General features: G+C 62.4%; 21 protein-coding genes. 12 read left to right on the top strand and 9 right to left on the bottom strand.

Features of this window, described 5'->3' with window-relative positions:
• From AC0L2Y_RS29845 to AC0L2Y_RS29830, 4 genes are all read left to right on the top strand, one after another.
• Complete coding sequence (locus AC0L2Y_RS29845; RefSeq protein ID WP_473501666.1) at positions 1 to 264, top strand: type II toxin-antitoxin system RelE family toxin; 264 nt, start codon at positions 1 to 3, stop codon at positions 262 to 264.
• On the top strand, positions 261 to 1,040 hold the full coding sequence (tam, locus tag AC0L2Y_RS29840; RefSeq protein WP_473561410.1) for a trans-aconitate 2-methyltransferase: 780 nt from the start codon (positions 261 to 263) through the stop codon (positions 1,038 to 1,040). The genes AC0L2Y_RS29845 and tam overlap by 4 nt, the downstream gene beginning before the upstream one ends.
• A 262-nt stretch (positions 1,041 to 1,302) precedes the next feature.
• A complete protein-coding gene (locus AC0L2Y_RS29835; protein WP_473561408.1) occupies positions 1,303 to 1,638 on the top strand; it encodes a hypothetical protein in 336 nt (111 codons plus the stop codon).
• A gap of 121 nt (positions 1,639 to 1,759) precedes the next feature.
• On the top strand, positions 1,760 to 2,881 hold the full coding sequence (locus tag AC0L2Y_RS29830) for a beta-ketoacyl-ACP synthase III (RefSeq protein ID WP_352709690.1): 1,122 nt from the start codon (positions 1,760 to 1,762) through the stop codon (positions 2,879 to 2,881).
• Between the two features lie 84 nt (positions 2,882 to 2,965).
• On the opposite strand, the gene AC0L2Y_RS29825 is transcribed toward AC0L2Y_RS29830, so the two are convergent.
• A complete protein-coding gene (locus AC0L2Y_RS29825) occupies positions 2,966 to 3,532 on the bottom strand; it encodes a methyltransferase family protein (RefSeq protein ID WP_473561406.1) in 567 nt (188 codons plus the stop codon).
• Positions 3,533 to 3,737: 205 nt separating this feature from the next.
• Between AC0L2Y_RS29825 and AC0L2Y_RS29820 the strand changes: the two genes are divergently transcribed.
• Positions 3,738 to 4,355, top strand: coding sequence for an MOSC domain-containing protein (locus AC0L2Y_RS29820; protein WP_473561404.1), 618 nt, complete (start codon positions 3,738 to 3,740; stop codon positions 4,353 to 4,355).
• 287 nt (positions 4,356 to 4,642) lie between these two features.
• Here the strand turns inward: AC0L2Y_RS29820 and AC0L2Y_RS29815 are convergent, their stop codons facing one another.
• Both AC0L2Y_RS29815 and tsaA read right to left on the bottom strand, forming a co-directional pair.
• Positions 4,643 to 4,954: a DUF2293 domain-containing protein gene (locus tag AC0L2Y_RS29815; RefSeq protein WP_473561402.1), complete on the bottom strand. Its 312-nt coding sequence runs from the start codon at positions 4,952 to 4,954 to the stop codon at positions 4,643 to 4,645.
• Complete coding sequence (tsaA, locus tag AC0L2Y_RS29810; RefSeq protein ID WP_473561448.1) at positions 4,951 to 5,475, bottom strand: tRNA (N6-threonylcarbamoyladenosine(37)-N6)-methyltransferase TrmO; 525 nt, start codon at positions 5,473 to 5,475, stop codon at positions 4,951 to 4,953. The genes AC0L2Y_RS29815 and tsaA overlap by 4 nt, the downstream gene beginning before the upstream one ends.
• Before the next feature lie 142 nt (positions 5,476 to 5,617).
• Between tsaA and AC0L2Y_RS29805 the strand changes: the two genes are divergently transcribed.
• The 4 genes from AC0L2Y_RS29805 (at position 5,618) to AC0L2Y_RS29790 (ending at position 9,255) form a co-directional block, all read left to right on the top strand.
• Positions 5,618 to 6,640, top strand: coding sequence for an ArsR/SmtB family transcription factor (locus tag AC0L2Y_RS29805; protein ID WP_352564449.1), 1,023 nt, complete (start codon positions 5,618 to 5,620; stop codon positions 6,638 to 6,640).
• Entirely contained in the window at positions 6,640 to 7,557 is a 918-nt protein-coding gene (gene metF, locus AC0L2Y_RS29800; protein WP_352564450.1) for a methylenetetrahydrofolate reductase [NAD(P)H], read from the top strand. The genes AC0L2Y_RS29805 and metF overlap by 1 nt, the downstream gene beginning before the upstream one ends.
• Before the next feature lie 570 nt (positions 7,558 to 8,127).
• A complete protein-coding gene (locus AC0L2Y_RS29795; protein WP_352749581.1) occupies positions 8,128 to 8,565 on the top strand; it encodes an MbcA/ParS/Xre antitoxin family protein in 438 nt (145 codons plus the stop codon).
• A complete protein-coding gene (locus AC0L2Y_RS29790) occupies positions 8,566 to 9,255 on the top strand; it encodes an RES family NAD+ phosphorylase (protein ID WP_473561401.1) in 690 nt (229 codons plus the stop codon).
• Positions 9,256 to 9,263: 8 nt separating this feature from the next.
• Here the strand turns inward: AC0L2Y_RS29790 and AC0L2Y_RS29785 are convergent, their stop codons facing one another.
• Positions 9,264 to 10,181 carry a DMT family transporter gene (locus AC0L2Y_RS29785; protein ID WP_352492722.1) on the bottom strand — a complete coding sequence of 306 codons (918 nt, stop codon included), beginning with the start codon at positions 10,179 to 10,181 and terminating at the stop codon, positions 9,264 to 9,266.
• A 225-nt stretch (positions 10,182 to 10,406) separates the two neighbouring features.
• On the opposite strand from AC0L2Y_RS29785, the gene AC0L2Y_RS29780 reads away from it, so the two are divergent.
• Positions 10,407 to 11,627 carry an alanine racemase gene (locus AC0L2Y_RS29780; protein WP_023721223.1) on the top strand — a complete coding sequence of 407 codons (1,221 nt, stop codon included), beginning with the start codon at positions 10,407 to 10,409 and terminating at the stop codon, positions 11,625 to 11,627.
• Between the two features lie 91 nt (positions 11,628 to 11,718).
• On the opposite strand, the gene AC0L2Y_RS29775 is transcribed toward AC0L2Y_RS29780, so the two are convergent.
• Entirely contained in the window at positions 11,719 to 12,450 is a 732-nt protein-coding gene (locus tag AC0L2Y_RS29775) for an SDR family oxidoreductase (RefSeq protein WP_473561399.1), read from the bottom strand.
• A 123-nt stretch (positions 12,451 to 12,573) separates the two neighbouring features.
• On the opposite strand from AC0L2Y_RS29775, the gene AC0L2Y_RS29770 reads away from it, so the two are divergent.
• Positions 12,574 to 13,467: a LysR family transcriptional regulator gene (locus AC0L2Y_RS29770; RefSeq protein WP_473561397.1), complete on the top strand. Its 894-nt coding sequence runs from the start codon at positions 12,574 to 12,576 to the stop codon at positions 13,465 to 13,467.
• A 137-nt stretch (positions 13,468 to 13,604) separates the two neighbouring features.
• On the opposite strand, the gene AC0L2Y_RS29765 is transcribed toward AC0L2Y_RS29770, so the two are convergent.
• Both AC0L2Y_RS29765 and AC0L2Y_RS29760 read right to left on the bottom strand, forming a co-directional pair.
• Positions 13,605 to 14,777, bottom strand: a complete 1,173-nt coding sequence (locus AC0L2Y_RS29765; protein ID WP_473561395.1) for a lytic murein transglycosylase — start codon at positions 14,775 to 14,777, stop codon at positions 13,605 to 13,607.
• Between the two features lie 80 nt (positions 14,778 to 14,857).
• The gene (locus tag AC0L2Y_RS29760) at positions 14,858 to 15,655 is read right to left on the bottom strand and encodes a glycoside hydrolase family 25 protein (RefSeq protein ID WP_473561393.1); all 798 of its coding nucleotides are present in this window, start codon (positions 15,653 to 15,655) and stop codon (positions 14,858 to 14,860) included.
• Between the two features lie 431 nt (positions 15,656 to 16,086).
• Between AC0L2Y_RS29760 and AC0L2Y_RS29755 the strand changes: the two genes are divergently transcribed.
• Positions 16,087 to 17,466 carry a serine hydrolase domain-containing protein gene (locus AC0L2Y_RS29755; protein ID WP_473561392.1) on the top strand — a complete coding sequence of 460 codons (1,380 nt, stop codon included), beginning with the start codon at positions 16,087 to 16,089 and terminating at the stop codon, positions 17,464 to 17,466.
• A gap of 42 nt (positions 17,467 to 17,508) precedes the next feature.
• On the opposite strand, the gene AC0L2Y_RS29750 is transcribed toward AC0L2Y_RS29755, so the two are convergent.
• Positions 17,509 to 17,817, bottom strand: coding sequence for a HigA family addiction module antitoxin (locus AC0L2Y_RS29750; RefSeq protein ID WP_473561390.1), 309 nt, complete (start codon positions 17,815 to 17,817; stop codon positions 17,509 to 17,511).
• Positions 17,818 to 18,047: 230 nt separating this feature from the next.
• Positions 18,048 to 18,247 (bottom strand): hypothetical protein (locus AC0L2Y_RS29745; RefSeq protein WP_473561388.1); only part of this gene is annotated, 200 nt, incomplete at its 5' end.

The following is an 18,247-nucleotide window of genomic DNA, read 5'->3' as shown; positions in this document are numbered from 1 at the left end:
GTGTGGACAATTCGTGTCGAGAAGCGCGCACTGAAGGATATCTCCAGATTGCAAAGGTCCGATCAGCGTCGGATTGTCGACTTCCTGGAAAACAGGCTCGCCCCGCGCGATAATCCACGCGAACTTGGCGAAGCGCTAACAGGACCGCTTGCGGGCCTCTGGAAATATCGTGTGGGTTCATTCCGAATTCTGACAAGGATCGACGATAGCGCCGTCGCAATTTGGGTGGTTCAAGTCGGCGACCGTCGCGAGGTCTATCGATGAATACCGTCGCGAAGGTGAGACCAGACTGGTCCGCCGCCCAATATCTCAAATTCGAGGATGAGCGCACTCGCCCAGCGCGCGATCTCCTTGCGCAGGTGCCGGTTCAGGAACCGCGCCGGGTTGTCGATATTGGCTGCGGGCCGGGCAATTCGACCGAATTGCTGGTCGAGCGCTGGCCGCAGGCGCAGATCAGCGGCTTCGATACCTCGCCCGACATGATCGAGAAGGCCAAGGCGCGCCTTCCCGGCGTCAGCTTTGGCTTGGCGGATGCGGCGACGTGGCAGCCGGCCGAACCGGTCGACGTGATCTTTGCAAATGCGGTGTTTCAGTGGCTGCCGGAGCATCCGGCGGTCTTCCAGCGGCTGATGGGATTTCTGGCGCCCGGCGGCGCGCTTGCCGTGCAGATGCCGGACAATATGGCCGAGCCTTCGCACCGGCTGATGCGGGAGACCGCGGCCGAGATGCCGTTTGCCGAAAAGCTCGAGCGCGCGGCCCGCGCGCCGCTGCCGCCGGTCGCGTTCTACTACGACCTTTTGTCGCCATTCTCGGATCGGCTCGATATCTGGCACACGATCTACAACCATCCGCTGGCCGATGCCGAGGCGATCGTCGAATGGGTGAAGTCGACCGGGTTGAAGCCGTTCCTCGATCCGCTCGACGAGAACGAGCGGCTCCTTTTCCTGAAGCGCTACACGGCCAGGATCAGCGAAGCCTATCCGAAAACGGCAAGCGGCAAGGTATTGCTGCGCTTTCCCCGTATCTTCATCGTGGCGTAGAGACCGTTTGGAAATTCTACTCTGGCGGCCATCTGATGGCGTTTTCTGCGCTTCCGGTGCTCACGGACCTAAATGTCCGCTGCGCTCCGGTTCTCGAAACCACCACCATATGACTCGCCAGAACGAATTTCGAAACAGTCTCTTAGAAAGTTTTGGTCACACCCAAAAACAGTGCATGGCGGATGCTTGACCGGCTTTGGCCGTCATGCGCATCTCGCTGGGGCAGGGATAACGGCCCTTCATGGGCCATGGGGGGTGGATGATGACACTGAAAAAGATAGTTTTCGGCGGCAGTATTTGTGCGGCCGCTGTGCTTGCCTTTTCGATATCGGCGCAGGCCAAGCGAGCGCGCTGCTTCACCAGCGACGACGGCTATTTCTCCTGCAGCTACCGGGCGCTGGACGATGCCGGCAGCTTTCGCATCTCGGCGCCGGGCTATCCAACTTACGTCCTGGAGATCGACGGGCCGGGTTTTGCCTATGGCTATGTCAATCTCGGCCGCCGCAACGTGCCGCTGCCCGGGCAATTCGTGCGCAGCCGCGATGACGGTGCCTGCTGGAACAACCCGCAGACCAATACCAAGCTCTGCGCCTGGTAAAGACTGTTTCCAGGGACTTGATTTAAGCCGGCATAAACTGGCTAGGTGCAAAAGAGGTTGCGCCGAGCTTTTTGCGGCGTCGACATGAAGCCGCAACGCCTGCGCACGGGACGAACTGGAAATGCATCGCGTCATCATCAGCGGCATCGGCGTTGAGATCCCCGAAGCTTCGATCACCAATGAGGAACTCGTCGCCAGCTTCAACAGCTGGGTGGACATGGAGAACGTCCGCCGCGAGGTCTCGGGCGAGCCGCTGCTGCAGAAATCGGACAGTGCCTTCATCGTCCATGCCTCGGGCGTCCAGACCCGCCATGTCATCGAACGGGAGGGCATCCTCGACCCGACCCGTATGGCGCCGCGTTTCCCGGCGCGGCCCGACGATGCGCTGTCGCTGGAGGCCGAGTTCGGCATCGCCTCGGCCAGCAAGGCGCTCGATCATGCCGGGCTGAAACCTGGGGATATCGACCTGGTGATCTGCTCGGCCTCGCACCATCAGCGGCCCTATCCGGCGATCGCCATCGAAATGCAGCAGGCGCTAGGGACGAAAGGCGCCGGCTTCGATATGGGGCTTGGCTGCTCTTCGGCGGCGGCGGCGTTGCACATCGCGGTCAATCTGGTGCGGGCAGGGGCGCATAAACGCGTGCTGGTGACGACGCCGGAGATCATCACCGGGCATCTCAATTTTCGCGACCGGCAGACGCATTTCATCTTCGGCGACGCTTCCGTGTCGATGATCGTCGAGGGGCTCGCGCAGGGCGAGAAGCGGCCGGGGCGCTTCGAGGTGCTCGACACGCGCACCTGGACGCAGATGTCGAACAGCATCCGCACCAATCTCGGTTATTACACCCGCGCCACCCAGGACGATCCATACATGATCGATCTGGAAGGCAATCTGATCAAGCAGATCGGCAACAAGGTGTTCAAGGAAGTCACCGTCGCCGGCCACAAGTTCATCGTCGAATTCCTGGCCGAGCACGGGCTGACGCCGCAAGCGATCCGGCGCTTCTGGCTGCATCAGGCCAATGCGCGGATGAACGCCATGATCCTGAAACTGTCGTTCGGCCATGACGTCGACCATGACCGCGCGCCGATGGTGCTGGAGCGCCTCGGCAACACCGCCGCCGCCGGTGCCATCATCGCCCTGTCGGAGAACCATGCCGATATGAAGGCCGGCGACTACGGCCTGCTCTGCGCCTTCGGCGCCGGCTACTCGATCGGCGGCGCGCTGTTACGCATGCTTTAGATTTTTGTTTTATGCATGTCGTTGTCCCAAAACCGCTGTGCACCCTCGGTTCAAGCCCGAGGGCATGCTTTTGGGCGACATGCATTAGCTCGGCGCGAACGGCACCAGCATCGGAACGCGCCTGGCATAGTCGTCGTAAGAGCTACCCAGTTCGCCGCGCAGAAAACGTTCCTCCAGCCTTGCCTTCATGACGATGCCGGCGGTGAGAACGATGGCACCGGCAACGCCCCAGAGGGTGCCTTTCGCCGCCATGGTGGCGAGGATTGCCAGAAGCAGCCCGGTGTAGATCGGGTGGCGGACCAGCCGGTAGGGGCCGCTGTCGATGACGCGGTGCTCTGCCTTGGCGGTGACCGTGCCCGACCACAGGCGGCCGAGATGCAGCCGCGCCCACCAGGCAAATGCCAGGCCGGCGGCAATCAGGGCGACGCAGATCCACGCTTCGGCAAGGTTCGGCGTCCAAAGCCTCAGCGAGCCGGCATAACCGTGCGCCGGGATGAAGAGCAGGATCGTGCCGACCACCAGCACCGCCCGGTAGGGCAGTTCCGCCCTAAAGCCGGCGCGTTTTTTCACCCGGTCGGCCCAGAAGGCGGCCGCGGCCCATGAGATAACCCAGAGCAGCCAGAGCTGTGCGATTGCCGATGCGGGATGCATGATAACCTCTGCAGGCTTGACCTGATCGATATTATCAACCGATGCAGCGCGGCAGCAATGCGGCACGCTTTTGCAAGGGCTGATTCAACCAGGAAGCTGGTGGTGCCGCCCCGTATCAGCCGCCTTGATTGGAGCATCAACGCTTTCGACTGGACCCCATAAATCGACTTCGGCTAATTGCATCCCGTCGCTAGGAATGAAACCAATGCCGGATCTGTTTCCCGCAACCGAAAATCCGGTCGAGATCGTGCCGGCGCGAAAACTCGCCGCCAGGGTGACGGCGCTCTATCTCGCACCATTCGATCGTTTTGAGACGCGAGCGGTGGATGCACTGCAGCTCGGTTTCGACGGTATCGAGGGCGATTTCCATGCCGGCACGACGCGGCGCTCCGGCGGGCGGGAACCCTGGTATCCGCGCGGCACCGAGATACGCAACGAGCGGCAATTGTCGATCGTGGCAGCGGACGAACTCGCAATCGTTGCCGAACGGATGGGCATTACCGCGATCAAGCCGGAATGGATCGGCGCCAATCTCCTGATCGAAGGCCTGCCGCACCTCTCGATGCTGCCATCCGGCTCGCTGCTGTTCTTCAAAGGCGGCACGACCGTCAAGATCGACGCGCAGAATGGGCCTTGCAGGATCGCCGGGCGATCGGTCGCCGAAAATGCCGGGATGGCCGACCACGAGGCCGGCGCGCTGCTGTTCCCGAAAGCGGCGAAGCGCTTGCGCGGCCTCGTCGCCTGGGTCGAGAAGCCCGGCACGATCGCCGCCGGCGAGGAGATATCGGTGCGCGTGCCCGAGCAGTGGATTTACCGGGCCTGAAGGTGAGTCCAGGCAAGGCGGTGTTGCCAGTCGAAGCCGCGTTCCTTCGTACCCCTATATCCTGCAGGGCAGAGGGGCACTGTCCCTCGACCTCTCAAAACCCAAGCTGAAACGAAGTCGCGATTCAACGCTGAAGGCGAGCAAACTTTGTTCTTGCTTTGTGCCGGCAGCTATGCTACTAATTTACGTATGGTGCCAATTGGCTCCAACGACCCGCCTCCCGAGGCGGGTTTTTTGTTGCCGACCTGACGTCGGCGGGACAGAGGGGGCGCCGCAGAACCCATCCTCTACGCCTCATCCTCATCGTCGAGCAGACGGGTGGCACGCCAGCGGGTCAGCACGATGTTGGTTTGTTCGATGACGAAGAAGCGCGCGGAATCGCGGTCATAGCCGTCGGCCAGCAGCTTTTCGTAGTCGGTGTGGGCGTGACGAATATGCGCAATCGTCGCCAGCCACACGGCAATGCTCGGCGGCAAGCTCTTCATGTGCACGGCGCCGGCATCGGCACGGATCTTTTCCATGTCGGCATAAGGCGCCAGCGGCAGAAGCGCTGTCAGCGTCTTGGCGATGGCGCGGCGGCGGCCGGTCGGGGCGCTCACTGCTCGTCCGATCTGGACGTCTCGTTCCGCCCAGCCATGGTCGCCTCGGCGAAGGCATCGGTCGAGGCGAAATAGGGCTTGATGTCGATGACCGGCGTGCCATCGAGCACGTCGATGGCGTCAAGCTCGACGCGGCCGGTGTCGATGTCGAGTGCGACGAGCTTGGCGACATGCAGTCCGACAGGATTCGGCCGGGCAGGGGAGCGCAGCGAAAAGGCGCCTTTCGGCTCCGTGGCATGGCGGGGTTTCTGGATAATCAGTTGCCGCGGCGCATGGTGCAGCCAGGACAGGACGATCACGTGGCTGGCGCGTTCCAGCCCAAGCAGGCCGCCCCGATAGAGCGGATCGATCGTGAGAACCGCCGGCTGTCCCGTCTCCCGCGCTGCCTTCATGTTCTTGGGGCAGGTCTCCCGCGTGACCCAAGGCGAAGCGATGCGGCCGATGAAGACGACATGGCCATCCGGCGGCATCGTTGCCGGGTCGGTTTCCAGAAGCTTTTCGCCGCTGCGCGTTTCGAACATGGGTCTCGCCTCGATCATGCCTGCGGCCTTGCGCGGTCCGCCACGCATGCGTCATTTTCTTGTCCGGAAGCGACATAGCACTTGCAAGCCTATCAAAACCGACATAAACATATGTTTATATCTTTTCAAAGAGAATGCTCGCATGCATGTCGCTCTCGACACGATGGTAGATACATTGAAGGCGGCTGCCGAATCCAGCCGGCTGCGCATATTGGCGCTGCTGTCGCGCGGCGATCTGACCGTGTCCGATCTCACCGAAATCCTCGGCCAATCGCAGCCGCGCGTCTCGCGCCATTTGAAATTGCTGCTGGAGGCAGGGCTGATCGGCCGCTACCAGGAGGGCTCGTGGGCGTTCTTCCGGCTATCGGATTCCGACTCCTCGCGCGATTTCGTGCTGAGGCTGGTTTCCGGCATCCGCGGCGCCGATCCGCAGGTCGAGCGTGATCTCGAACGGCTGGCCGCGGTCAAGCGCAAGCGGCAGGACCGGGCTGCCGAATATTTCTCGGTAAACGCCGCAAGCTGGGACCATATCCGCTCGCTGCATGTGCCGGACCGCGCGGTCGAGGCAGCCCTCATCAAAGTCGTCGGCAAGCGGCCGTTCCAGTCGATGCTCGATCTCGGCACCGGCACCGGACGGCTGCTCGAGATCTTTTCGCCGCTCTATCGGCGCGGCGTCGGCATCGACATGTCGCGCGAGATGCTGACTGTGGCGCGCGCCAATCTCGACAAGGCGGGCGTTTCGAATGCGCAGGTGCGCCAGGGCGACATTTTTGCGCCGCCGGTCGAGCGCGACGCCTTCGACCTCGTTACCATCCATCAGGTGCTGCACTATCTCGACGATCCCGCCCGCGCCATCCGCGAGGCGGCGCGGCTGTTGCGCCCGGCCGGCCGGCTGGTGATCGTCGATTTCGCGCCGCACACGCTGGAGTTCTTGCGCGAGGAGCACGCGCATATGCGCCTCGGCTTTTCCGACCGGCAAATTGGCGACTGGTTTTCCGAGGCGGGCCTCGACCTCGAGGACAGCCAGGAATTCGAGCCGCGCGGCGGCAACGAGGCCAAGCTCACCGTCAAACTCTGGCTCGGCCGCGATCGGCGCATGCTGATTGCCGAGCCTTCCAACGACAGACAACCGGCCAATGCGTATCCGATAGGGGAAACCGCCTGATGAACCAGTTCCGCTTCTCCCGCCGCCCCGACATCGGCGACAAGGTCAGGGTTTCGTTCGAGTTCTTTCCACCGAAGAACGACGACATGGAAGCAAGGCTGTGGGACACGGTCACCCGGCTTGAGCCGCTCAGGCCGAAATTCGTTTCGGTCACCTACGGCGCCGGTGGTTCGACCCGCGAGCGCACGGCCCGCACCGTCAAGCGTATCCTCAACGAAACGACGCTGACGCCGGCGGCGCACATGACCTGCGTCGATGCGGCGCGCCACGAGGTCGATGCGGTGATCCGGGAGTTCGCCGATATGGGCGTCAAGCGTTTCGTAGCACTGCGCGGCGATCCGGCCGAGGGCGTCGGCGCGGCCTACCGGCCGCATCCGGAAGGCTATGCCAATGGCGCCGAACTGGTCGATGCGCTGAAGGGCGCCGGCGATTTCGACATATCGGTCTCGGCCTATCCGGAAAAACATCCGGAAAGCCCGGATTTCGCCACCGACTTCGACATGCTGAAGCGCAAGGCCGACAACGGAGCGACGCGGGCGATCACGCAGTTCTTCTTCGACAACGATCTCTATGAGCGCTACGTCGAGCGGGCACGGCGGGCCGGCATTTACATACCAATCGTGCCGGGCATATTGCCGGTGCACAATTTCACCCAGGTCGCCAACTTCTCGGCGCGGTGCGGCGCCTTGGTGCCGGCATGGCTGGCCGAGCGCTTCGATGGGCTGCAGAACGACCCGCAAACGCATGCGCTGGTGGCGTCTGCCGTGGCGGCCGAGCAGGTGCTGGACCTTGTCGAGCGCGGCGTCGGCGATTTCCACTTCTACACGATGAACCGGGCCGATCTGGTCTTTGCCATCTGCCACATGATCGGCATCAGGTCGCACGAAGTCGAGGCGGCGGGATCCGCCGCGGCGTAGGCCCGTCCCAAATGCAAAAGGCCGGGCAAAATGCCCGGCCTTTTCAATGATTTGGAGTATTCGGTGCTGGTCTTCCCCCGCTCAGCGGCCTTATGGAAGGACGCCCATAATGAGGGCGCCGATGAATGCAAACGCAGCACAAATCATCAATGCGTTGATCGGCCTCGTCAGTCCCATGTCATAGCCTCCTCTTAAAGAGCTATGGCGAGAGTCTAGGGTCATTTGTGCCACAGGCAAGCAGAAACTTTGCTGCAATGCGACGAGATTGTGGAATTTGCGACCTGCCGTTTGCCGTTAGGCATTGAAACTCTTTGTCAAAAGCCGGCTCGGGACCTGTGAATAATTTGTGGCAAAGCCGGGGCAGCAACGAGAATGGCAGCGCTACCGCCGCAGAGATCGGAAATCGATTTTCGCACCGAACCGAAGATTCGAGGCATCCTTTGCACGTCCAGCCGGATGCCGGACGCTACATGAAGCGAAGGGCGACCAGCAGCGCGTTGTGAGGATAGCCCGGGACTTGAATAGGCTGCCAATTGGCAGTATATAGCCTGCCAAGTGATGGAGGTCGGAATGAGTGTCGCTTATGCGGTTCGCGATCCTGCAAATCAGGCTTTGCCGGCAAATCTGGCGGATGCCTCGGCACGGGCGCGGATCACGCCAGCTGCTGTTGCCGGCATCGTCAGGCTCGCAGACATCTGGCATCTGACCAGCACCGAGATCTGTACCTTGATCGGCGACGTATCGGAGAGAACCTGGTTCCGCATGAAGAAAGGCGAGTGGGAGGGCGTTCTCTCCCAGGATTCGCTGACACGCATCAGCGCCCTGATCGGCATCTTCAAGGGACTGCGGCTTCTGTTTTCCGAGGCGCTTGCCGATGAATGGGTGCGGTTGCCGAACAAAGGGCCTCTTTATGGTGGCCGGCGCCCCCTGGACGTGATGATCGAGGGCGGCATTCCGAAACTGCTGCAGGTTCGCCAACACATCGACGCCTTGCGCGGTGGACTTTGAATGCAGATCCCGCCGCGCGCTGATATTTCCCAGCGCGACACGATCCGGCTGATTTCGACAGGCAGGCTCAAGGAGCCGGTCCTGATGCCGTTGGCCAGGAATCATGGGGATTTGGAGGACCTTGCGGAGCTCGAAGGAGCCACCGGCGGCCGTCTTCAGGCGCAGCAAGGGGGATTGCCCGACCTCGATCCGCGCGAACTGGTGTTCGGGAGGCCGGGCTACACCTTCATCAATGCGGCGTTCGCTTACACCCGTCCGGGCGGCAATCGTTTCAACGATGATGCCAGGGGCGCCTGGTACTGTGCATTCGATGTAAAAACCGCGCTCGGCGAGGTCTCGTTTCATCTGACGCGCGAGCTTGCCGCGATCGAACGGTTCGAAAACGCCACCGACTATGCGGAGCTCGTTGCCGACTTCATAGGCTCGTTTCACGATCTGCGCGGTGCTGAGTTCAGCAAGGACCCGGTGCTCGATCCGGATACCGCCTTAGCCTATCCGGCCGGTCAGGCGCTGGCGAAACAACTCCGCAAGCAAGACGCCGCGACCGGTCTTGTGTATCCTTCCGTGAGACATGTTGGCGGGACCTGCCTTGCCGCCTTCCTTCCCGATCTCGTTCAGAATCTCCGGCAAGGCGGTATCTGGCGTCTGGAATGGCAGGGTTCATCTGTTCCCGCGATCACGCCCATATAGCGCCATCTTTAGCGCCGCCCGAACAGGCGACCGTCGATAGTGACGAGGCCGAGCGCGATCAGCGCCATGCCACCGAGTTCGAACAGTTCGAGCCGCTCGCCCAGGAACAGGAAGCCGAGCAGGATGGCACTGGCCGGCACGATGAGCGTGACCAGCGAGGCGTTGGTGGCGCCGGCCGAAGCGACCAGGTTGAAATAGAGGATATAGGCGAAGGCCGTCGACAGCAGCGCCAGCGCCAGCACCGCCGCCCAGACCGGCGGCGAGGCCGAAAACAGATTGGCAGTGCCATGGCTAAGCAGCACGACCGGGACCATGATGATGGTCGAGCAAGTCAATTGGCCGGTGGCAATGACCGGTGACGGCACACCCTTGAAGCGGCGGGCAATCATCAGCGCCACCGCATAGGAAACCGAGGCGCCGATCAGCGCGAATTTCGCCCAGACCGGGCCGCCGAGCCCGGCAATCAGGCCGGGACCGATCATCACCGCCGTTCCCGCGATACCGAGGGCGATGCCGGCGAGCTTGTTCCATGACAGCTTTTCGTCGCTGGTCAGGGCGTTGGCGAGGATCAGCGTCCAGAACGGCGTCGTCGAATTGAGCACCGAGGCGACGCCGGCGCCAAGCTCGGTCTGGCCAGCAAAGATCAGCGAGAAGGGGATGACATTGTTGGCGAGCGCCAGCAGGAAGAACAGGCCGGCATGCGGCAAAGCGAGGCGAAAGGACGGGCCGCGGACCGCAAGATAGAGCTGCAGTGCCGCCGCCGCGATGGTGACGCGGAACAGCACCAGCACCAGCGGCGGAAGTTCCGCCACGGCAATGCGGGCAAAGAAGAACGAACCGCCCCAGATGGCGCCGAGCAGCAGAAGCTGCGCCCAGTCTTTGAGCACCATCGGCCCGCGCATCGTGGTGGTGGCAGCTATCGCCATTGGTCGTCCTCCCAGACGAGATGCCTTGCTCGTCAGGCGTCTGTTCACGCCATATCCGATCCGGCCGCAAGGGCCACCCGAAACCTGAGCGATGGCCTGGCTCGCCCATAACCGGCGGTACAGAACGGCGTAGCGCCGCGAAGCCGGGGCGGCGAGACATAGAATTGTTTTCATTAGCCGCTAGCTTCGATTAATTGTGCGCAGCCTCAGTCAAGGGATTCGTCCATGCAGCGATTCGAAAATGCCCGCGAGGCAGCGCTGGCGCTTCGCCCGGACGATCCGATCTATTGCTTCCGCCCGCAAGTGCTGAAGGCGGACGCCAAACAGTTCATGGGCATGTTTCCCGGCAAGACCGCCTATGCGGTCAAGACCAATGGCGAGCAGATCGTGCTCAACGCCCTGGTCGAGGCCGGCGTCAGCGCCTTCGATGTGGCCTCGCCCGGCGAATTCGCCGCCGTGCGCGCCGTCTCGCCCGACGCCGAGATGCTCTACATGCACCCGGTCAAGGCGCAGTCGGACATCAGGCTGGCGCTGGAAAAATACGCCATCCGCGTCATTTCGCTCGACCATGAGGACGAGATCACCAAGCTGACCAGGGTGGTGCGGGCGCTCGACATCGATCCGGGCGCCATCACCGTGTTCGTCCGCATCCAGACGAAAGGCTCGGCGGCCTACGAGCTGTCGAAGAAGTTCGGCGCCGGGCCTGCCAATGCGGTGGAACTCGCCGAACGGCTGAACCGGACCGGCTACAAGGTCGGGCTGTGCTTTCACGTCGGCAGCCAGATCGAGGATCCCGACACCTATGAGCGGGCGCTGGCCTCCGCCGACTGGGTGCGCAACCGCGTCGGTTTCGACATTGCCGGGCTCGATGTCGGCGGCGGCTTTCCGGCCGAATACGGTCATGATCCGAACAGCCGCAAACCGGAAATGCCGTCGCTCGGCCAGATCATGTCGCGCCTGTCGGGCGACCTGCAGGAGTACCAGTTCGACCAGATGCCGCTGGTGGCCGAGCCCGGCCGGGTGATCGTGGCGCGCTGCCTGTCGCTGATTGTGCGTGTGCTGCTGCGCAAGGGCAAAAGGCTCTACATCAATGACGGCATCTGGGCGTCGCTGTCGGATTCATGGACCGGCAAGATCACGCTGCCGGCGCGCTTCATCCCCGATCCGGCGATCCGCTCGCGCAATGGCGAGGACAAGACCATCGTGCCGTTCAAGGTCTGCGGCGCGACCTGCGATTCCGTCGATATATTGTCGCGGCCGTTCTGGTTGCCCGAAACCGTCGATACCGGCGATTGGATCGAGATCGGCCATATCGGCGCCTATTCGCTGTCGCTCCGAACACGGTTCAACGGCTTCTATCCCGATACTTTCGTCGAGGTGGCGACGCCATTCGACGAAGGCGATGCGCCGCAGGGGTTTGCCAGCCTGGAGACGATGGCGGATTAGGGAATAGTGAGTAGTGAGTAGTGAGTAGTGAGTAGAAGCAGTTCGTTACTCACTACTTACTACTCACTACTTACTACTTACTACTTACTACTCAGGCTACCCCGCCGCCGGCCTGGATATTCGCGCCAGTCAGCCAGCGAGCTTCGTCCGAGGCGAGGAAAGCCGCGACATCGGCGACGTCGCGCGGCGCTCCGATCCGGCCGAAGGGCGACATGCCGGCGGCCACGGCGCGGTCCCGTTCGGGGAGCAAGTCGGTGTCGGTGAAGCCTGGCGAAAGCGCATTCACGGTAACGGCGCGCGGGCCGAGTTCGCGCGAGAGGACGCGGACGAACTGCTCGACGGCTCCCTTGCTGCCGAGATAGAGCGCCGTGTGCGTGAAGAACATCCTGGTTCCACCGGTGGAGACGGCAATGATACGGCCACCGTCGCGAACGCGGCGCGCCGCCTCCTGAAGCGTGAAGAAGGTGCCCTTGGCATTGGCGCCGAAGACGTGATCGAAGTCCGCTTCGGTGGCCTCGACGAGCGGCTTTATGACCGCGACACCGACATTGGCGACGACGATGTCAATCGGCCCCATCTGCCGTTCGGTTTCCTCGAACAGCCTGCGAATATCAGGGATGCCGGAGACGTCCGCCTGGATGGCGATCGCTTTTCCGCTATTTCCCTCAATGGCGGCAACGACCTCCCTGGCTGCCTTCTCGTTGCCGACATAGTTGACGACCACGGCAGCACCCTTGGCCGCGAGCCCCTCCGCGATGGCGCGTCCGATGCCGCGCGAACTGCCGGTCACAAGTGCGGTTTTGCCTTCGAGTGGACGATGCATGGCTTCTCCTTCCGTCTGATGACGGCCGCCTCGATCGAGCGGCGTTCCAGGGAAAGCTAGGGGCATGCTATTGCTCAGAGAATAGCCTATTATCTAACTGACCTGTTAAGCCTGGGGTACATAATGCGAGGAAGCGAGTTTTCCGAACTCACGGCGTTTGCAGCAATCATCGAAGAGGGCAGCTTCGTCCGCGCCGCGGCCAAGCTCAGGATTTCGCCTCCAGCACTCAGCCAGACGATACGCGGGCTGGAAGAGCGTCTCGGTGTCCGCCTGCTCAACCGCACCACGCGCAGCATGTCGCCGACCGCCGAGGGCGAGAAGCTGTTTGCCCGCATCGCACCGGCGTTCGGCGAACTGGAAGGGGCCGTTGCCGACGCGCATGCGTCACGCGGCCGGCCGGCAGGCTCGCTGCGCATCAATGTTCCGCGCATCGCCGCCACGCGTTTCATCGCGCCGATCCTGGGCGATTTCCGCCGCGCCTATCCCGATATCGCCCTCACAATCATCGTCGACGACATGCTCACCGACATCGTCGAGGGCCGCTTCGATGCCGGGATCAGACTGGGTGAGCGGCTGCACAAGGACATGGTGGCGGTGAAACTCAGCGAGGAACTCGAAATGGCCGCAGTGGCGGCGCCGAGCTATCTCGAGCATCACCCGATACCCCGTCACCCCGCGGACCTGCATCAGCACCAGTGCATCAATTTCCAGTGGCCGAGCGGCGGCAATCTTTATCGATGGGAGTTCGCCCGGGGCCAACGTGCCTTGGAAGTGGCCGTCAGCGGCGGCCTGACGGTCAACGATACGGAACTGATGATCGGGGCAGTTCTGGATGGGGTCGGCGTGGCGTACATGATGGAATATCAGGTCCGGCCGTGGATCGAAGCGGGAAAGCTAATCCGCTTTCTCGAAGCCTGGTCGCCGAGATTTCCGGGTTTTTATCTATATCACGCGAGTTCCCGGCAGGTTCCCGCGCCGCTGCGAGCCTTTATCGATTTCCTGCTGGCGAGGGAGTGATGTGAATAGTGAATAGTGAATAGTGAATAGTGAATAGTGAATAGTGAATAGTGAATAGTGAATAGTGAATAGTGAATAGTAGTAGCTCTGGTGCTCTGTGCGGCTCCGGTGCTATTCCTTTTCACCATTCACCACCGTCACAGCCTGGCCAGCAGCTCGGGCGTCGGCCAGCCGTCGACCGGCAGGCCCAGCCGCATCTGCTCCTTGCGGATCGCTTCGCGGGTGTTGCTGCCCAGTATGCCGTCGACGGTGCCGACGTCATAGCCTTTCGCCTCGAGCTTGGTCTGCAGCGCCTTCATCTGGTCGCCGTTGAGGCCGGGTTCGGGGTTGCGCGGATCGAAGCGCGGCGCGCCCCCCAGCCGGGCGGCAAGATTTGCCGCGGTCAGGGCATAGGTGAAGGACTGATTCCACTCGAGATAGACGTCGAAATTGTCGTAGGTCAGGAAGGCTGGCCCCTTGCGGCCCATAGGCAGTGCCAGGCCGGCCTTCATGCCGTTGTCGAGAAGCGGCGTACCGTCGGGCCTGGTAACGCCCCACTGCGCCCACTGCGTCAACGGCAGCTTGTTGGTGCGTCCCGTCTGCTCCCAAGGCAAATCGTCGGGCACGCGGACTTCCTCGATCCAGGGCTGATCGCGCTTCCAGCCGCGCGACTGGATCTTGCTGGCCGTGCTCATGATCACATCAGGCGCGCTGCCGCGCAGGTCGACCAGGCCGTCGCCGTCGCCGTCGACGCCGTGACCGAGATAGTCGGAGGGCAACATCTGCGTCTGGCCGATCTCGCCGGCCCAGGCACCGGTGACGTCGGCCGGCACCACGCCGCGATCGATCAACATCAGCAGCGGCACGATCTGTGGCCGGAACAGCTGCGGGCGGCGGCAGTCATGTGAGAGGCTCACCAGCGCGTTCAGTGTGTGGAAATCGCCTTGCACGGCACCAAAATCGGTTTCCAGGGCCCAGAAGGCGGCGATGACCGGCGCCTGCACGCCGAATTGGCGATCGGCGCGGGCAAAGACCTCGGCATATTTTTGCAGGTTGGCCGCACCTTGCTTCAGCCGATGCGACGAGATCATGCGGTTCGAGAATTCGATGAAGGTCTGGGTGAAGACGCCTTGGGCGCGGTCGCGTGCCAATGCCTTCTCATCGAGGGTGGCGTTTTCCAGCGCATCAAGGCCGGCAGCGCCGACGCCAGCCGCCCTGGCCTCCGCCGCCACACCCTGCTTCCATGCCTCGAAATCGCCGCCGCATTGCTCTGCCGCGGCCGGTACGGCGCACAGGAGCAGCGCCGCGAGAAGTCCAAAGCGCAATCGCATCGCTATCCTTCCAAGAAGATTACCGGCGGTTGCAGGCATTCGTCATTGGCTGTGTCGAAAAGCAGGCGACAGGCCCGGTGTCAACGGGTGTTCTGCCGCAACCACTTCTTCCAGGCGGCTTCGGAGCCGTTGAAGACGCTGATGTCGGCGTTTCCGGCCATGCCCGGCACGACGCCCGTTCCGGTATACTGCCAGAAGGTGAAGGGATGGCTGCCGTATTTCTGGCGCGGGTGCCCGGCGACGGAGCGCAGCCAGTAGGGGTAATTGCGGAAGCCCGATAAACCATTATCTTCGAAGAAGTCGACCGAGGTGTAGATGATCGGCTTCTTGCCGTAGTGTTTTTCGACGATTTCGAGGAATGTGCTCATCTCGCTGCGTACCGTGGCGGGATCGGGCCGCAGCTTGCAGGTCGGCGATTTCGGGTTCCATTCCATGTCGAGAACCGGCGGCATGGCCGAGCTGTCTTTGGGCACATTCTGGATGAACCAGCGCGCCTGGCTAGCGGCCGGCGTGCAAAAGTAGAAGAAGTGATAGGCGGCGCGGGGAATGCCCGACGCCTTGGTGCGGCTCCAATGCTCGTTGAAAGCTTCATCGAACCGGTCTCCGCCTTCAGTTGCCTTGATGAAGGCGAAGGAGATGCCGCTGGCCCTGGCCGCCGGCCAGTCGATCGAGGTCTGGTATTTGGAGACGTCGGTGCCGTGGACGGCATAGCTCCACGGTGCGCCGCTGTCCCATTCATGCGGGTCGGAATCGGCAAAACGCGGCGCGCGTACCGCAACCGTCGGGGCGCTGGATGACGACAGCGATGGCGTCAGATCCTCGACCGTCGAGCAGGCACCAAGCAGCGTCAGCGTGATGAGAACCGCGAAACGGCGCATCGCTACTTCCCGAGCCGGTTTCAGCCGGCCGCTGATGGGTCTTTCCGCGGGTGGCCCCTCGACCGGGCGCGGCGTGTCTGAAACCGACTTACGCGATGCGCCTTGATCTTCGTTTCATGCATTCCCAAACCGTTGCGCAGTTTTGGGACGCATGCATTCAAGCCCCGCCGGACGGTCACCCCACAGGATCGCCCGGTCTGTCCTAAGCGCATCGTTTCGACGCGCTTAGCTCTTTTGTCTGTGCATGTCGTTGTCCCAGAACCGCTGCGCACCCTCGGGTCAGGCCCAAGGGCATGCTTTTGGGCGACATACACCTGTGATCGCCGATCATGGTTGATATTCGGTTGACGGCGCTCGACAAGAGCCGCGATTTTGCCGAAACAATGGCGGCAAATCGATGACATAGATCGAGCGCGCCGGGGGAACTCAAAATGCAGATCCTTTTGAAGTTCGTCAAATGGCTGCTCGGTCTGGCTGTGCTGGCCGCCGCGATACTCGCCGCCTGGCTGTATTTCGCCCCGCCGGAACTGATCCGCGTCGGCTCCGGTTACGCAGCCAAGATCGTCTGTTCGAACGTCTTCATCGCTGGGCGAGATGCCGACGATGTGCTTGCCGTCGATGTGCAGGCGCCGGGTCATCCGCTGCTGAAGCTGATGAGAGTGTCGGTCGACAAGGAGAAGGGAACGGTTTCGGCGGGCCTGTTCGGTGTGCTCGGCAAGAGTGTCGCGGTTGCGCGCGACGGGCTCGGCTGCGCCTCGGTTCCCGACGGCGATATTGCCGCCGCCGAGGCTGTCGCCGGAGCTGCACCGACGCCGGCGCCACTGCCCGATGCGATCTGGCCGGAGGGCGACAAGGCCGATGCCTCGCAGGATCCAGACCTCGCGAAAGTCCTCGACGATCCAGCAATGACCGGTGCCGGCATGCGGGCGGTCGTGGTGGTCAAGAACGGCCGCATCGTCGCTGAGCGCTATGGCGAAGGCTTTTCCGAAAAGACGCCGCTATTGGGCTGGTCGATGACCAAGACGGTGAATGCGGCGATTGTCGGCACGCTGGTGAAGGACGGCAAGCTGGCGATGACCAACCAGGGCCTGTTCGGTCCCTGGAAGGGAGATGGCCGCGCCGTGATCAGCCTCGCCGACATGATGGCGATGTCGAGCGGGCTGGAATTCAACGAGGATTATGGCGACGTCGCCGACGTAACCCGCATGCTCTATCTCGAACCGGACATGGCGGGCTTTGCCGGATCCAAGCCGCTGACCGGCGAGGTCGGCAAGGTGTTTTCCTATTCGAGCGGCACGGCGGTGATGCTGTCCCGATTGTGGCAGGACGCGATCGGCGACAAGGACAAGGCGCTGGCCTGGCCGACGACCGCGCTGTTCGATCCGCTCGGCATGCACAGCGCGGTGCTAGAGGCCGACGAGCACGGCACCTTCGTCGGCTCATCCTATCTCTATGCCACGGCACGCGACTGGGCGCGCTTCGGCCAGTTCCTGCTGCAGGGCGGCGTCTGGAACGGCAAGGAGATCCTGCCCGCCGGCTTCGTCGACTGGATGCGGGAACCGGCAACTGCGTCGAAGGTCTACGGCAAGGGGCAATTATGGATCGAAGGACCGGGCGACGAAGAAAGACCCGGCGCCGGCATTGCCGCGGGCCTGCCCAAGGACACCTACTGGATGGAGGGGCATGACGGACAAACGGTTGCCATCATCCCCTCGGAGCAGCTGGTTGTGGTCCGGCTCGGCCTGACGCCGGCCAGGCTCGGCTACCGGCCGCAGGCGATGGTGGCGGCGCTGGTCAAGGCACTACACTAAGAGGGGCGCTCCGTTAGAGGAATGCGGCGGTCGCAGTCTTGTCTATGCGGCTGTCGCCAAAGGCTTGGCGCGATCAACACGCGCCCGCTCGTCGGGCGAATTCATAACCGTCCAAAGATCGCTGCGGCGCTGGACGTTCAGCCAGAAATCCGGGCTGTTGCCAAACACCCGCGCCAGAATGAGCGCGGTCGCTGCCGTTACGTTGCGGCGGCCGTTGCACAATTCGTTGACATGCTTGCGCTGGACGCCCATGGCTTCGGCCAAAGCCGCCTGTGTCAGGCCGAGTGGCTGCATGAATTCTTCAGTAAGAATTTCGCCAACCGTTGCTGGCTTGCGTGCGGTCATCAACATGTCTCACCTCACTTATGAAGTTAACGGAAACAAGCGGCTTGTAAATTGGGCGGACATTGAGGAAGTGGGTGTCGTCCACGAAGGGCTCGCAGCCATTCCGTCTCTAAGCCGATGATCATCACATGCGTTCAGCGCGTAGATAATGCACCATTCCTTTGGACATATGGCAACGTGGATTTAGCTGGTTCCAGCTGTAGCCCATCCGGCCGGCGGAAACCTCCCGGATTTCGTCATCCCTGGGCGAAGCAGGAGCGAAGCTCCGTCGCGGAGACCTTGGGATCCATGCCGTAACCTTGGTCGAAGAATGCAGCAGAGCGGAATTCTGCACCGCAGCAGCGCTTTGACGTTACGGCATGCACCATTCCTTTGGACATATGGCAACGTGGATTTAGCTGGTTCCAGCTGTAGCCCATCCGGCCGGCGGAAACCT

The organism is Mesorhizobium sp. WSM4830 (assembly GCF_055811495.1).
Note: the sequence above shows the minus strand (reverse complement) of the source record. Positions and strands in the feature narration are given on the sequence as shown.

Bases quoted from the DNA above. Each gene is read 5' to 3' on its own strand.
- tam (WP_473561410.1), top strand. From the start codon at position 261: ATGAATACCGTCGCGAAGGTGAGACCAGACTGGTCCGCCGCCCAATAT.
- AC0L2Y_RS29835 (WP_473561408.1), top strand. From the start codon at position 1,303: ATGACACTGAAAAAGATAGTTTTCGGCGGCAGTATTTGTGCGGCCGCT.
- AC0L2Y_RS29830 (WP_352709690.1), top strand. From the start codon at position 1,760: ATGCATCGCGTCATCATCAGCGGCATCGGCGTTGAGATCCCCGAAGCT.
- AC0L2Y_RS29825 (WP_473561406.1), bottom strand. From the start codon at position 3,532: ATGCATCCCGCATCGGCAATCGCACAGCTCTGGCTGCTCTGGGTTATC.
- AC0L2Y_RS29820 (WP_473561404.1), top strand. From the start codon at position 3,738: ATGCCGGATCTGTTTCCCGCAACCGAAAATCCGGTCGAGATCGTGCCG.
- tsaA (WP_473561448.1), bottom strand. From the start codon at position 5,475: ATGTTCGAAACGCGCAGCGGCGAAAAGCTTCTGGAAACCGACCCGGCA.
- AC0L2Y_RS29805 (WP_352564449.1), top strand. From the start codon at position 5,618: ATGCATGTCGCTCTCGACACGATGGTAGATACATTGAAGGCGGCTGCC.
- metF (WP_352564450.1), top strand. From the start codon at position 6,640: ATGAACCAGTTCCGCTTCTCCCGCCGCCCCGACATCGGCGACAAGGTC.
- AC0L2Y_RS29795 (WP_352749581.1), top strand. From the start codon at position 8,128: ATGAGTGTCGCTTATGCGGTTCGCGATCCTGCAAATCAGGCTTTGCCG.
- AC0L2Y_RS29790 (WP_473561401.1), top strand. From the start codon at position 8,566: ATGCAGATCCCGCCGCGCGCTGATATTTCCCAGCGCGACACGATCCGG.
- AC0L2Y_RS29785 (WP_352492722.1), bottom strand. From the start codon at position 10,181: ATGGCGATAGCTGCCACCACCACGATGCGCGGGCCGATGGTGCTCAAA.
- AC0L2Y_RS29780 (WP_023721223.1), top strand. From the start codon at position 10,407: ATGCAGCGATTCGAAAATGCCCGCGAGGCAGCGCTGGCGCTTCGCCCG.
- AC0L2Y_RS29775 (WP_473561399.1), bottom strand. From the start codon at position 12,450: ATGCATCGTCCACTCGAAGGCAAAACCGCACTTGTGACCGGCAGTTCG.
- AC0L2Y_RS29770 (WP_473561397.1), top strand. From the start codon at position 12,574: ATGCGAGGAAGCGAGTTTTCCGAACTCACGGCGTTTGCAGCAATCATC.
- AC0L2Y_RS29765 (WP_473561395.1), bottom strand. From the start codon at position 14,777: ATGCGATTGCGCTTTGGACTTCTCGCGGCGCTGCTCCTGTGCGCCGTA.
- AC0L2Y_RS29760 (WP_473561393.1), bottom strand. From the start codon at position 15,655: ATGCGCCGTTTCGCGGTTCTCATCACGCTGACGCTGCTTGGTGCCTGC.
- AC0L2Y_RS29755 (WP_473561392.1), top strand. From the start codon at position 16,087: ATGCAGATCCTTTTGAAGTTCGTCAAATGGCTGCTCGGTCTGGCTGTG.
- AC0L2Y_RS29750 (WP_473561390.1), bottom strand. From the start codon at position 17,817: ATGTTGATGACCGCACGCAAGCCAGCAACGGTTGGCGAAATTCTTACT.